Consider the following 14,215-nt stretch of genomic DNA (forward strand, 5'->3'; position numbering starts at 1 on the left):
CACACTATTTTTCAGAAAACTCTTTTTCAGCTGTATTATTCATTTTTACGATATGTTTCTTTGCTTGTTTCATACTTCTCGTTAAACCAAAATGAAAAAAGTACACGTCTCCATTAAAAAAATCTGGATGTCTCCCTGCTCTACCAGAAATTTGGACAAGTGCACTTTCTGTAAAAATAGGAGATTCCGCACCTAATACGCCCACTTGAACATCTTGAATGGTAACGCCTCTTTCTAGAATAGTTGTTGTAACCAATACATCGTATCTATGATCTCTGAAATGCTGGACTTTTTGCTTCCTTTCTTGATCATCGGCAGAAACTCCCTGTACATTTACACATTGAACTTGAAGAATATGAGTTACCTTCTTCATAGTAGAAATAGAAGGAACAAAGAGTAGCACTCTTTTTTTCTTTGTGATATGTTCATGCAGCCAGTTCATTGTAGATGCTGGAAGCCGATTTCTTTTTAATTTCTTTTTCCAATCTCCAACCCATTGAAATGTTGGGACAGGCAGCGGTTTTTGGTGGAAGCGCAGAGGAATTTTGATCGCTTCTAATTGTCCACGAGCAACATCCTTTTGCATTTTTTTAGATGGTGTGGCACTTAAGTAAATTCTAACTCCTGTTTTTTTCATTGACTTTAAAACAGCAAACTGAAGCCGTTCATCCATTGAATAAGGAAAAGCATCGACTTCGTCTACAATGAGGACATCAAAAGCGTTTTTATATCTCATTAGCTGATGGGTTGTAGCGATCATAAGCGGTGCCATTTGAAATCTTTGAGAACTCCCGCCATAAAGTACAGCTATATTCACTCCTTGAAATGCCTTCCTCATTCGAGGTTCGAGCTCAAGTACAACATCGGTTCTAGGCGTCGCAATACAAACACTCATTCCGTTATTTAACGCATATTTTATTCCGTGAAAAAGCACCTCCGTTTTCCCCGCACCACAAACAGCCCAAACGAGCAGATCAAATTTGTTTTGGATTGCTTCTACTAGTCTATCGGACGCTCTCTTTTGCCCTTTAGAAAGCTCTCCCTGCCATGTTAATTCAACTTGTCTTGTTTCTTTCTTTTGTGGACCCGTCCATTCATAGAGAAAGCCACATTCACTTACTTTTCCCAGCATGATGCAGGACCTACAGTATACACAGTCTTTTTTACATGTTTCACACGGAGAGAGGGCAAAGTAGCGCTTGTTTGATACACCGCACCGGCAGCAGATCAAACCACCCGCCACCCTATCGACAGCAGGTGTTCTATGGATCAATCCTTGATTCTCCAGCCACTCCAATTCGGACTGTGTACATTGACATTCAATAGGAAGAAGATGCCTTGATTGTAGCTTGTGACTGAGTTCCATTGCTTTTTCCAGATTCAATTTCACGCACTACCTTTCCATTCATGTTGACCCATTATGTACAAAGAGAAGGCCTTTCGTCTAATTGTAAAAATAGAAAAACAAATCCCCTTTTCCATGAGAAAAGGGGATTTTGATATCTACCTGATGATCCAGCCAAGTGCTAAAGAGCCTTCGCCTAGATGAGTGCCAATCACGGCACCAAAGTAGCTTTTATAAAATTCAACATGAGGATACTTTTCTAATAAGTGCGCAATTAATTCATCTGCTTCTTCTTCTCTATTACCATGTATCAGAGTTGCTCTCATTGGAACACCACGTGATGCATCTTCATCAAATAATTCAAAAATACGTGAAATGGCTTTTTTGCGTGTACGAATCTTCTCAAAAGGGACAATTAGCTTGTTGTCAAAATGCAAGATAGGCTTTACCTTTAAGAGGCTTCCAATAAAAGCCTGAGCACCATTTAATCTGCCGCCACGTTGTAAATGAGTTAAATCGTCTACCATAAAATAAGCTCTTTGATTTTCTTTCAGATAATTGAGATGGGAAATCACTTCTTCTGGAGAAGCACCACCTTGGATTTTTTCAGCAGCTTCTAACACATAAAAACCTTGCGCCATACAGCTAGTCTCTGTATCAAACGGATAAATGTCGATTCCGTCAACTAGTTCATTCGCTGAGGCCGCACTATTGTATGTTCCACTAATTCCGCTTGACAGATGTATACTAATCACAGCATCATATGTTTCACTAAGTTTTTCATATAATTCTATAAGTTCACCGAAAGCAGGCTGAGAGGTTGTTGGAAGATCTTTATGTTTCTTGACTTCTTCATAATATGTCTTCCAATCCATTTCTACTTCTTCACGGTATGATTCAGTACCAAAGATGACATTCAGAGGGATCATATGAATATGATGTTTATCACGTAGTTCTTGTGGTATATAAGCAGTACTGTCTGTTACAACGGCTATTTTCATTCTTAAATACCTTCCTTATCCGTTAAGTTGCTTTTTAAAAAAGAATGATCATTGTTTTTCACTAGATTTATAATACTAATCAAAAAAGCTTGCCTAATCAATAGGCAAGCCCGCTATATCCGAAAAAGACTCCTTACCTGCCTATCATTGCTCTCTAACTTGAATGTGAGAGAACTAAAAACAGGCGAAAAAGGAGTACTTGTCCGGAACATTATCTCATTTCTACCCAGCCGTTTTTAATTGCTACAACAACAGCTTGAGTACGGTCATTTACATTCATTTTTTGCAAAATGTTACTCACGTGGTTTTTGACTGTTTTCTCACTAATAAAGAGCGACTCACCAATACCTCTGTTGCTCTTTCCGTCAGCTAACATTTGAAGAACTTCACATTCACGTCTTGTTAAGATATGAAGTGGTCTGCGAATTTCAGGATATACCTCGTGCTGTGGATGTGCTGAAACGCCGCTTGTTGCTAAGCGTCGGAATTCATTTACTAAGTTATGAGTGACTTTCGGATGTAAATAAGAGCCTCCGTCAGCTACTACTTTTACTGCTTCAATGAGAGTATCTGCATCCATTTCTTTTAACAAGTAGCCTCTTGCTCCTGTTTTTAATGCATGTGTCACATAGTTTTCATCGTCATGAATAGATAGGATAATGACTTTTGATTCGGGATAAAGCTCTACTAGCTGTTTTGTAGCCTCCACACCATTTACATTCGGCATATTAATGTCCATAATGACAACATCCGGATGATAGTGTTCTACGATACGTGCAGCTTCGTCACCGTCGTCTCCTTCTGCAACTACTTCAAAAGTAGGTTCAAAATCTAAAATCCGTTTGACACCTTCACGGAATAATTGGTGGTCATCGATAATTACAATATTTACTTTAGTCACAAGCTACGCCTCCCCATGTTTATTGTTCTACACCTGAACTTTATGGTCAATATGTCTTTTGTCTCTATTTTACAATTTTATTTTGTAATGTTAACGGTACTCTAATCATGATGAATGTCCCTAGACCTATTTTTGAGTCTATGGTCATTTTACCTTCTAGTAAGTCTACGCGCTCTTTCATACCAAGTAACCCAAAGGATTTGTTTTTATTTGTTTTAACATCCTTCATATCAAAGCCTTTTCCATCGTCTTTGATAATTAAGGTGACAAAGTCTTTCGTCACTTCAACCTTCACAGAGATTTCTTCAGCTTCAGAATGCTTTAAAGAATTTGTGACAGCTTCTTGAGCTAGTCTAAATAGTGCCACTTCAAATTGAGAAGCAATTCTTTCGCTTTCAGTATCACCTAAGCACTGGAACGTAATTTTGGTTTTTCCATCATATTCTTCAATTGTGTTTAAGTATTTTCGCAGTGTCGGAATGAGACCCAAATCATCTAAAGCCATCGGTCTTAAATCATAAATGATTCTTCTCACTTCGTACAGTGCATTTCGCACATTCTGTCTTAGACTTCTAATTTCTTTAAATCCTTCTTCTGTTCCACGGTCTCTAAAAATTCGTTCAATTAGTTCTGAACGCATCATCACGTTTGCCAGCATCTGAGCAGGTCCATCATGGATTTCTCGTGATACCCTTTTGCGCTCTTCTTCCTGGGCTTCAATAATTCTTAGTCCAAAATCTTGTTTTGCCTGAGCATCTTCAAGTAAAACACCGACCTGACGTAAATCTTGGTTCAAGTAGTTGAGGACGACCGTGATCTGGCTCACAAGCGTTTCTGAACGTTCAATGACATCTTGTAAGCTTAACAATCGTCTTTCGAGATCATCTCTTCTTTCCCTCAGCTGTTTTTCGCGCTGCTGGATCATGGTCAATTCTACTTGCAGGTTATGTGCTTTTTCATAGGCTTCTCGTATTTCTTCTTCGCTGAATTTGTTGAAGTTTCTGCTGACCTCAGATAATCGATTTCTAGCATGTCTCGTATGTACTTCTAGTTTATCCCCAAAATCAATTACTTCGTTGACTTGCTGTTTAATTTGCTTAAGCTCTTCTACTAGGCTTTCATATTGTTGACGGGACTGTTCGCCGATTCTAAATACTTCGTCCTTACTGCCATCAACTGTACTTAGCATTTTCATGATGATTGAATCCAATAACTTCGGATCCATTTTAGGTGTTGTCATGGCTTTTCCCTCCCGTAACAGTGATGTCATCTTTTTTTATTATAAATGTCATTGATCTGCATTTTATGTCGAATTATAATGAAAGAATGCGTATAAATCATGAAATTTTTATGACGACCCTTTTTCCGCTCCTATCATCATAACAAAATACGCTGTAAAATTCTAAAACCAATGCAAATTTTCTCTAGCCTTACAATTTGCTTGTCAGGAGGGTATGTCTTTTGCTGAACCGCTATCTCACAGTCAAAAGCCGTGGCGAGCATGAGATCGTCATTGAAAAATCACGTTTTATTTGTCATATACAACGTGCTGTCTCAGAAGAAGAAGCACAAGCCTTTATACAATCCATAAAAAAACAACATTGGAACGCCACTCATAATTGTTCCGCCTATTTGATCGGTGAACATGATCTGATTCAAAAAGCAAATGATGATGGTGAACCAAGCGGTACGGCAGGGGTACCCATGCTTGAAGTGCTTAAAAAACGCAAGCTGAAAGATACAGTTGTTGTCGTCACTCGTTATTTCGGCGGTATTAAGCTAGGTGCCGGTGGATTAATTCGCGCGTACGGAAAATCTGTGTCTGAAGCAATCAATCATGTTGGTATGGTAGAACGCTGTTTAATGCGTACGATGCACACAACAATAGATTATACATGGCTTGGAAAGGTAGAGAATGAGCTTAGAGCCTCATCTTTTCAGCTAAAAGACATCCATTATGCAGAAGATGTGATTTTTGAAACGTATGTAGAAGAAACACAAACAGAGCAGTTCATTGAATGGATGACTGAGTTAACGAATGGAAAGAGTGTTACTAAAGAAGGCGAATTGATTTATTTAGAAAAGGACGTTGGTCCGATAAAGGAGACAGATGAATGGCACAACGAGTAAAAGTGCGTGTACGAAAGAAAAAGAGTAAGAAGAAAAAGATTTTCAAACGGATTCTGGTCTTATTTTTGCTTCTCTTCATCTGCATGGGCGGATTTGCAGTTTATAAGATTGTGAATACACTCCAGGCTGCTGACAAAACTTATGATGAATTAGAGCGTGGGGAGAAATCGAAACTCCGTGATGCTGTCATTGATATAAAGAAAAAACCTTTCTCTGTCCTATTTGTTGGTATAGAGGATTACGCCACAAATGGTGATCACGGCCGTTCAGATTCACTCATCGTCGCAACGATTAATCCTCAGGATAAAACGATGAAAATGGTCAGTATCCCCCGTGACACACGAGTACAGCTTGCTAGTGACACAACGGGAAATAAAGTAAAGATCAATGCGGCATTTGCTAAAGGCGGTAAAGACGAAACGATTGAAACTGTCGAACAATTCTTGCATATCCCAATTGACAAATATGCAACAGTGGACTTTGACGGTTTTAAGGATGTCATTGATGAAGTTGGGGGAATCGATATAGACGTTCCATTTGACTTCAATGAAAAAAGTGACGTCAAAAAATCGAAAAAGATTTACTTTAAAAAAGGGAATATGCATTTAAACGGGGAAGAGGCACTTGCTTATGCGCGAATGAGAAAACAAGATCCACGTGGTGATTTCGGGCGTAACGATCGTCAGAAACAAATCTTACGTGCCATGATTGATCAAATGGCGAAACCTCATAACATTGCAAACGTGGATAATATCGCAAAAGAAGTAAGTGATCATATAACAACCAACTTCCGCATCACAGAAGGACTTGCTCTACAGCAAATTTACAGTGGTTTCAAAGGAGACGATACTGAAACATTATCTATTAAAGGATCAGACCTTTATTTAGGACCAAATCGAACATACTTCTTTGAGCCAGATCAAACCAACTTGGCTGAGGTGCAAAATGAGTTAAGGACGCATTTAAAGCTTCCTGCTGAGTCATCGTCTGAAACAGATTCACAAACCAATCCAGACTCTGGTGAAACAGGAACAACTGATACCACGACTCCTTCGAGCAATACAACAGGACAATAATAAAAACAGCCCGTCTTCCGAGGAACGGGCTGTTTTTTATTGTCTTTTGACCATACGTTTGTAGAATTTCGTAAATGGTTTAAACTCTTCGTTCACCAAACCAGTGACTTCAGCGATAACTTGCATAAACATGACCAGTAAAAAGATGATGATCAATGACAGCCAAATGGTGGCACTTGTCAGCAAAATCGCGCTTAAGCTGAAGACTAAACCAATCATGTAAATCACAATCACTGCCATTCGATGTGATAAGCCAAAGGCCATCAGTCGATGATGGATGTGTGATTTGTCAGGTGCTGAGATAGGCTGTTTATTCAATATTCGTCTTATGATCGCAAAGGTCGTATCAAAAATAGGCACACCTAAAATAATTACAGGGACAACAACACTAAACAAAGTAACACTTTTGTACAATCCTAAAAGTGACAGGACCGAGATCATATAGCCTAAAAATAACGACCCTGTATCACCCATAAATATTTTTGCTGGATGGAAGTTATAAAAAAGAAAACCGATGGTACTGCCAATGACGACAAGAGATAACGAAAGAATCAGGATCTTGTCCGCAGAAAATGCCATGACGGCAATCGTGGTTAAACCGATAACCGAAATTCCGGCAGCCAGTCCATCTAATCCGTCAATTAAATTGATCGCATTTGTAATCCCAACAATCCATAGTACAGTCAGGGGATATGCCATCCATCCTAACTCCAGTCGATCTGTTAAGAAAGGAACAGAGAAAAAGTCCATTTTTAAGCCCGTGCTCACGATTAAGCAAGCAACGAGGACTTGCACAAGAAATTTAAATTTTGCACTTAAATTATATTTATCATCAAATATACCTAAAATGACGATGAGTACAGCGCCAACTGATATAGCTGTAATTTTATTATGTAGAAACAGCCCGCCTGCTAGTGCTCCAGCCGCTACCCCAATAAAAATCGCCAAACCGCCCATTCGAGGCATTACTCTATCATGAACTTTTCGTTTATTCGGCTGGTCCACTGCACCAATCTTAATTGCAAACTTTTTGACGATTGGTGTCACAATTAAAACTGTAGCCAGAGAGACAAAAAACGCTAATAAGGCGCGTTCGTAATCCATAGGTCAGTCTCCTTCTAAATTGAAATCTGTATTTTGTATATTGGCCGCTCTTTCCATTATACAATTGAATATAGGATGATCACAAGCTCCCCCTAAGAAGAAGAAACAAATAAAAACGCACAATCCTGAATGAATTATGCGTTTTCTTTAATATTCGTTAATTCCACCATGTTTGTGAACAGTGCGTGCCAATCTTTTTTCATTGCCCGGCTTTGTCTTAGATGTCTGCATGTCATGTCATCTTTTTTACTGATCACTTTCTGGCAGGCTTCGACGAAGAGAGCTGGATCTTCGCCCTCTACATATTCATACACATCATTCTCTTTTAGCCTTTCCGTTGATGGAAGATTTAAACCAACAACAGGGATTCCGGCAGCTAAAAATTCATACAGCTTGAGCGGAAAAACCGCTTGATTGTAAGGAGACTGTTTGTATGGCATCATCCCTACATCAATTAATTTCATATAAGCAGGCACTTCTTCTGGTGCGACTGCTCCTGTCCATATGACATTGGGCAGTTTGAGTGCATGCTGAAAAGATGGATCTCCATTCGTTCCATCCGGACCGACAAATAAAAATGTCCAATCTGGCTGCATTCGAGCAGCTTGAGCGATCATGTCAAAATCGAGCTTCGGCTTGATCCCACCTATAAAGCCAAGAACCGTTCCCTCTCTTCCCTCTAGCACGTCTTCCCTGCTAGGGAGGTTGCTTTTTGCAAACACATCATACTCGACGCCATTTTCTACTGTAAAGACATCTTTCGGTTCACCCATGAGCCTTTTTTTGATTTGATCATGTAAGTATTGTGAAGAGCATGTAATGCTGTGTGCATATTTAATAATGCGGTTTTCAGCTTTTACAATGACTCGCTGTCTCATATAAGAGAGAATGTTGTTTTTTCCGCTGATGGGCTCTCCCCACAGGTCACTGCAATCATACACAATATGTTTCCATTCAAATAAAGAAGATAAGAGCGGAAATCCCGGAAACGTATACCATAAACAGACGGCTATGCCCTGCTTTTCTTCTTGACGCAAATGCTCAAGAAGAGGAGATAATTTATGAAAATAAAACATATCTTGATAACGGCCAAAGCGAAAAAACTTGCTCTTGAGCACATCAGGAATGGTCATTTGCTTCATTCGATCCGTTATAGGCTGAAAGGGAGTTGAATGACGAGTGGAAGATGGGCATACCCAGATGACCTCTTTCGTTTCTGGATCAGATGCAAGAAATTCCGCCAGTCGATGCCGTCTGTACCTTAAGCCATCGTGGCCCCATTCTCCCGTTGCGACAATCACATGTATGATCGAGTCTGCTTTCACCTTTATCACCTTTTTTCCCTTCTGTTTATAAACGCTTTTTGACAGCATTTGTGGCATAGTGCATAAAACACCAAGATGCTTTCACAAAATGAAGCTGCTCAATTTCTCTATAGACAAACCATGTTTTTTTCGCTGCTTTCCACTTGTTACTAGAAATCGAGTTTCCCACGATGCGATATTCACTGAGCGGCTCACTCATTCCATAGGCAGTAAATCCTTTTTTTAAAATAGAGAGCCATGTGGCTAAGTCCTGCCTTGTTCGAATGTTTGGCATTTCCACGTGTCCTACTTGTTGAAGATCGAGCATCACCGTCAAACAGCCGATAATCGTATTTTTTAAAGCTTCATTGTAGTTCAACTGAGCCGGCGCTGTGACGGTTTTTTGTAACGGCTCTCCATTTTCTGAAATGATGTCATATGCCGTGAAAGTAAAGGCATGATCATTTTCTAACATAAACTTGACCTGCTTTTCGAGCTTTGTCTGTTTCCAAATATCATCGCTATCTAAAAAAGCGATAAAGCGGCCTTTCGCCTGTTTGATGGCTGTGTTTCTAGCAATAGCGGCTCCCCCGTTTTCCTCTAAATAAATGACGTTGATTCTGTCGTCCGTCTGACTTAATTCCCCTAACAACTTCCTTGTGCCATCTGTTGAGCAATCATCTGCAATGATCAGCTCCCAGTTGGAATAGGTTTGGGCAAGGACGGAATGAACTGTATCCGTTAAATAACGTTCCGCATTATACGCCGGTGTAATAATTGATACTAACGGTTGATTGTTCACCTAAGACTCATCTCCAGTTCATCATTAAGATTCTTTGAACACTTCAGGTAACACCACAAACATAAGCGAGATGCTAAGGCCAATGACAAGTCCAAGCAGTGCTCGTTTTTTCGCTGACATCCCTTTGTTCCCTTCATCAAGTACTTGGGCAGGATCGACAATCTTTGCCTGCTTCATCCCGAGCTTTGTCGATTCCAATTCATATAAAAATCGTTCTTTATCGACTTTGGAGTCATTGCTGACAGATTCATCTTCAAGAGCGGATAGTCTTCTTTCAATGACTTGCTGTCTTTTCGTAAATAAGGCTTTGTCCTGCTTTAAAAATGTATCTGACACTTGTTTCACTACCGCCAAAGCTCGAGCTTGATCAGCATCTGTAAACGACAACTGCAATTGTGTATCGGACTGGTTAGTGAGAATCAAACGATTTTTCACATCCTGCCTTTCTTCTTCCTTTACATCCCGGAGCGCTTGATTCAGAAATGCATCGCTTTTTAATAGAGATGTCACTTCTGACAGATTGTTATACACACCGTCGTCATATTTCCCAAGCGTCAAGGTCACAGCAGCTGTGTAACTTGACTGTTCTACTGTCCCCTTGGCAAAAAAGAAACCAAAAGCAGCCAATACAACGGGCAGCAGCACAAGCCAGACGATATATTTTTTCATTCGCTTCCCTATTCTTAACATAAAACCAGACATGCTCATTCTCCCAACATTGACGTATTTGCTTTTTCACTAGTGTAGCCATACAAACTCAGCATCACACGTTTGCCCACGGCTTGAAACGCTGTTTATTTTTCATGATATTGACCGCTGCGATCACTAGACCTAGAAACACCCAGTGGAAATATAAATTTGAGACCGAACTCGGACTGATACTTGAGACGAGAAAGCTCAGCATGGCAGCAAATAGACCTTCAATGATCATCTTGGCTGATCTCGTGTCAGCCAATTGGTATTGTTTGTACAGTGAGAACATGAGATAGGCATACACTGAGATATAACCTAGCATGACGGCAAACCCAAAATTCGTCATCACCTCTAGCAGCCAATTGTGAACTTCAACGACCTGATCTGTATCAAAGATAGAAAAGTGAGCTAAGTAATAAGACACATTGCCCGCTCCAACCCCGAAGCCATATGAATTCGTAAAGAAATGCCAAGCGTTTTTGATTAAATTCGCCCGGGCAATGTTGGACGGAAGTGGTTCGCTAAAAGAATGAGCGACCTGAGAAGCGAGAAACAAGTCATAAAAGACAGAATAGATTTTGGCTGAAAAAATGGCGATACAGATGATAACAAGCCCGCCTGCTGCCATGATGGACCATTTTTTTAAAAAGCGAGGCATCAGCAGCCATACATAGATTGCCGCTCCGGCTAATATGCCAAGCAAGCTGGCGCGCGATTCTGTTAACAAAATAAGATACAGCGCTAAGATGGCTCCTAGTAATCCGAACGCTTTGATATAACCATTTTTCATTTGGCGCATGCACGCCACATATAAGAAAAAGCTAATAGATAAAAACGTCGCAAAGTCATTTTGGTTAAAGAAGACAGCCGTAGGATAGTGCTGTTTATACGCTGGTCCAAGATACAATGAGGTATTCGGTAAATGATTTAAGGTCAAGTGATTATAGAACCCGATTCCCATCACAAATACAGTCATGACTAACCAAATACTATAAAAAGTCACGATCTGATCCATTCGCTGAATGTACATGACCACAAGAAAGACAAAACCCATTCCCATCGCAAGAAGAGACATATATTTCAGGCCGTCTGTGACCGAATGAGCCCAAAGCAGTGAGATGAGCCCGTAAAGAAACCATGCAGCGAAAAAACCAAGAATGCCTTTAACACGAATTTGCTGCCACTGGGATATGTACGTTCCTTTGTCTCTCATCCGCCATATGAATAAAGCAAAGACAGCCAAGAGCATGATGCGGTAGAGAAAGAGACTAAAGAACCCGGCACTAATAGAGAAGAAAGCGTTATTGAGAAATGTTAGTGCAATTAAAAGGTAAATGGCTGACATGAATATGTGCTCACCATTCATGTAGAGCTTCATATATATAGCAGCCACCATGAGCACCACAATCAAAACCGGAATGACCACCATCTTCTTTAACCCGATAGGCTGTGCGGATGCCATTTGTACAAGCCCTATACCTGCTATTAATAAAATACATCCGATTATCATTTGCCATGCTGTTTGTTTCACACTCATACCTATTTTCCTCCTAAGCAACCCATCCGATTTGAGGGATTAAGCCTTTACTTCCTGTTCATAGTAGGAAATGGTACGAGCCAAACCTTCTTGTAAAGTCACAACAGGCTCCCATGCTAAGACTTGTTTCGTTTCCTCATTTTCCAATGTACTATGCACAATATCTCCTGCACGCTGAGGCTTATAAATCGGTTCAAGATCTGATCTTGTGACTCGCTTCATCGTTTGAAACAGCTCATTCACCGTGATGGAATGACCACATGAAATATTTAAACAAACGTTTGATTGAGCGGTTAAAGCTGCAACATTCGCTGCGGCTAGATCGCCTACATAGATGAAATCTCTTGTTTGTTCCCCGTTTCCGAAGATGAAAGGTGCCTCATGCTTTGCAAACTTATCAGAAAAAATTGAGACAACACCGCCTTCACCACGTGCGTCTTGGCGCGGACCATATACATTGCTGTACCGCATAATACAATAGTCCACATCATAGAGTGATTTTGCCATGTGTAAGTATCGTTCAACTGTCAGTTTCGACAAGCCATAAGGTGAACCAGGCTGCAGTGGATGAGCTGTGTCGACCGGCAGATAGACTGGGTCTCCATAAACTGCTGCCGATGAGGCAAACACCACTTTCTCTACCCCGGCTTCAGCCGCTGCTTTGATCACATGCAGCGAGCCTTTAATATTGACCTCTTCGTCGTAGACGAAATGTTGAACCGAAACGGCTACACTCACTTGCGCTGCAAGATGAATGATATAATCTGGTGAAATGTGTTTGATCAAATCGACCGTTTCTGATTTTGTGACATCTGCTTCAATGCATTGTACGGATAGATGAGCGATATTTTCCTTCGATCCAGTTGAAAAGTTATCAAGAACGATAGGCTCATATCCTTTCTCTAATAAAGCCTCTACCGTATGAGATCCTATAAATCCACTTCCCCCAGTGACCAATACTTTCTTCATCCAAGTTCCCCCTATTATTGTGCCTTCGATACCAATTCTGTTTCCCATACGCCTGGGCGGCCGATGGACTGGTAAATAAATCCTCTCTCTTTCATTTCTGCTGGATCAAACAAATTCCTTCCATCAATTAAAATGGGAGAACGAAGCAGCTGCTTGATCTGATCTTTATCCATCTTCTGTACGTCATCCCATTCCGTTAAGATGAGACAAGCATCTGTATCTTTCACTGTTTCATAGAGATCATTGCTGAAGACCGCCTGCGGGCCAAGCTCTCTTTCTGCTTCTATATAAGCAATTGGATCATAGGCTTTGACAAAAGCTCCGAGCTCTCTCAGCATTGGGATAATATCTAGTGCTGGTGCTGAACGCATATCGTTTGTATTTGGTTTAAATGCGAGCCCTAAAACGGAAATCGTTTTTCCTTTAATATCACCGAACACACTCATCAGTTTGCTGACAAGATGGGCTCTTTGGTGGTTGTTTGTTTCAATGACAGATTCGATCAGCTTGAACCGGTAGCCAGCTGTTTCGGCAATTTTGAGAAGAGCCATCGTATCTTTTGGGAAACAAGAACCACCAAATCCAATGCCTGCTTTTAAAAATTTATGCCCGATCCGGCTGTCTAACCCAACGCCTTCGCTGACTTTTTCCACATCAGCACCAACTCTCTCGCAAATGTTCGCAATGTCATTGATGAATGAGATTTTTGTGGCGAGCATGGCATTTGCCGCATACTTAATCATTTCTGCACTTTCTAGATTGGTCTCAACCACTTCTGTTTGAAACGGATCATGCAATTTTTTAATGATCGTGGATGCATGTGCACTTGTAGAGCCAATCACCGCTCTCTCCATATTCATCGTATCTTGAATAGCTGAACCTTCCCGCAGAAACTCTGGATTGGAGACGACGTCAAATGGATATTTACTGCGTGAAGCCTTTTGAACAATGGCTTGAACAAGACGTCCTGTTCCAACTGGCACTGTGCTCTTATTCACGATGATTTTGTAGCCATTCAGGTGTTCCCCAACCGTTTGAGCCACAGCTTTCACGAATGTTAAATCCGCTTCCCCCTGAGGTGTCATTGGTGTTCCTACCGCAATATAAATAATCTCTGATTCTCGAATTGCAGCCGGAATATTGGTTGTAAAACACAATCTTCCCTCTTCTGTATTCTTCTCAATCAATTCCTTTAAGCCCGGTTCATAAATTGGAACGAGACCGCTTTTTAAGCTGTTGATTTTTGATTCGTCGATGTCACAACATATGACGCGATTTCCGATATCAGCAAAACAAGTACCCGATACTAACCCGACATATCCTGTTCCAATCACAGCAATTTTCTTCAACATG

13 protein-coding genes are annotated in these 14,215 nt (G+C 40.6%); 2 read left to right on the forward strand and 11 right to left on the reverse strand.

What is annotated here, in order from left to right:
* Nucleotides 1–4 precede the first annotated feature (4 nt).
* The 4 genes from ES896_RS02765 to degS all read right to left on the reverse strand — a co-directional run bounded on the left by ES896_RS02765 (nt 5) and on the right by degS (nt 4,487).
* Complete coding sequence (locus ES896_RS02765; protein ID WP_205687763.1) at nt 5–1,384, reverse strand: ATP-dependent helicase ComFA; 1,380 nt, start codon at nt 1,382–1,384, stop codon at nt 5–7.
* Between the two features lie 119 nt (nt 1,385–1,503).
* Complete coding sequence (locus tag ES896_RS02770; protein WP_024719242.1) at nt 1,504–2,346, reverse strand: DegV family protein; 843 nt, start codon at nt 2,344–2,346, stop codon at nt 1,504–1,506.
* 211 nt (nt 2,347–2,557) lie between these two features.
* Nucleotides 2,558–3,247 (reverse strand): two-component system response regulator DegU, encoded by a 690-nt coding sequence (gene degU / locus ES896_RS02775; RefSeq protein ID WP_008348273.1) that lies wholly within the window; start codon nt 3,245–3,247, stop codon nt 2,558–2,560.
* A gap of 64 nt (nt 3,248–3,311) precedes the next feature.
* The gene (degS, locus tag ES896_RS02780; protein ID WP_003213166.1) at nt 3,312–4,487 is read right to left on the reverse strand and encodes a two-component sensor histidine kinase DegS; all 1,176 of its coding nucleotides are present in this window, start codon (nt 4,485–4,487) and stop codon (nt 3,312–3,314) included.
* Nucleotides 4,488–4,708: 221 nt separating this feature from the next.
* On the opposite strand from degS, the gene ES896_RS02785 reads away from it, so the two are divergent.
* The gene (locus ES896_RS02785; RefSeq protein WP_017357860.1) at nt 4,709–5,377 is read left to right on the forward strand and encodes a YigZ family protein; all 669 of its coding nucleotides are present in this window, start codon (nt 4,709–4,711) and stop codon (nt 5,375–5,377) included.
* Complete coding sequence (locus tag ES896_RS02790; protein WP_135226381.1) at nt 5,362–6,453, forward strand: LCP family protein; 1,092 nt, start codon at nt 5,362–5,364, stop codon at nt 6,451–6,453. Before ES896_RS02785 ends, ES896_RS02790 begins: the two co-directional genes overlap by 16 nt.
* A 36-nt stretch (nt 6,454–6,489) precedes the next feature.
* Here the strand turns inward: ES896_RS02790 and ES896_RS02795 are convergent, their stop codons facing one another.
* The 7 genes from ES896_RS02795 to tuaD form a co-directional block, all read right to left on the reverse strand.
* Nucleotides 6,490–7,557, reverse strand: coding sequence for a glycosyltransferase family 4 protein (locus tag ES896_RS02795; RefSeq protein WP_007499956.1), 1,068 nt, complete (start codon nt 7,555–7,557; stop codon nt 6,490–6,492).
* A gap of 134 nt (nt 7,558–7,691) precedes the next feature.
* Nucleotides 7,692–8,939, reverse strand: a complete 1,248-nt coding sequence (gene tuaH / locus ES896_RS02800; RefSeq protein WP_050826656.1) for a teichuronic acid biosynthesis protein TuaH — start codon at nt 8,937–8,939, stop codon at nt 7,692–7,694.
* A complete protein-coding gene (gene tuaG / locus ES896_RS02805) occupies nt 8,908–9,663 on the reverse strand; it encodes a teichuronic acid biosynthesis protein TuaG (protein WP_135226382.1) in 756 nt (251 codons plus the stop codon). The genes tuaH and tuaG overlap by 32 nt, the downstream gene beginning before the upstream one ends.
* A gap of 24 nt (nt 9,664–9,687) precedes the next feature.
* Entirely contained in the window at nt 9,688–10,365 is a 678-nt protein-coding gene (gene tuaF / locus ES896_RS02810) for a teichuronic acid biosynthesis protein TuaF (RefSeq protein ID WP_052320994.1), read from the reverse strand.
* Between the two features lie 61 nt (nt 10,366–10,426).
* Nucleotides 10,427–11,893, reverse strand: a complete 1,467-nt coding sequence (gene tuaE / locus ES896_RS02815) for a teichuronic acid biosynthesis protein TuaE (RefSeq protein ID WP_052320993.1) — start codon at nt 11,891–11,893, stop codon at nt 10,427–10,429.
* A 39-nt stretch (nt 11,894–11,932) separates the two neighbouring features.
* Nucleotides 11,933–12,862, reverse strand: coding sequence for an NAD-dependent epimerase/dehydratase family protein (locus ES896_RS02820; protein WP_052320992.1), 930 nt, complete (start codon nt 12,860–12,862; stop codon nt 11,933–11,935).
* Between the two features lie 14 nt (nt 12,863–12,876).
* Nucleotides 12,877–14,214 (reverse strand): UDP-glucose 6-dehydrogenase TuaD, encoded by a 1,338-nt coding sequence (tuaD, locus tag ES896_RS02825; protein ID WP_046344599.1) that lies wholly within the window; start codon nt 14,212–14,214, stop codon nt 12,877–12,879.
* Nucleotide 14,215: the final 1 nt, after the last annotated feature.

It is taken from the genome of Bacillus sp. 005/A4HT-01/001 (genome assembly GCF_004634445.1).
Taxonomy (GTDB): domain Bacteria; phylum Bacillota; class Bacilli; order Bacillales; family Bacillaceae; genus Bacillus; species Bacillus altitudinis.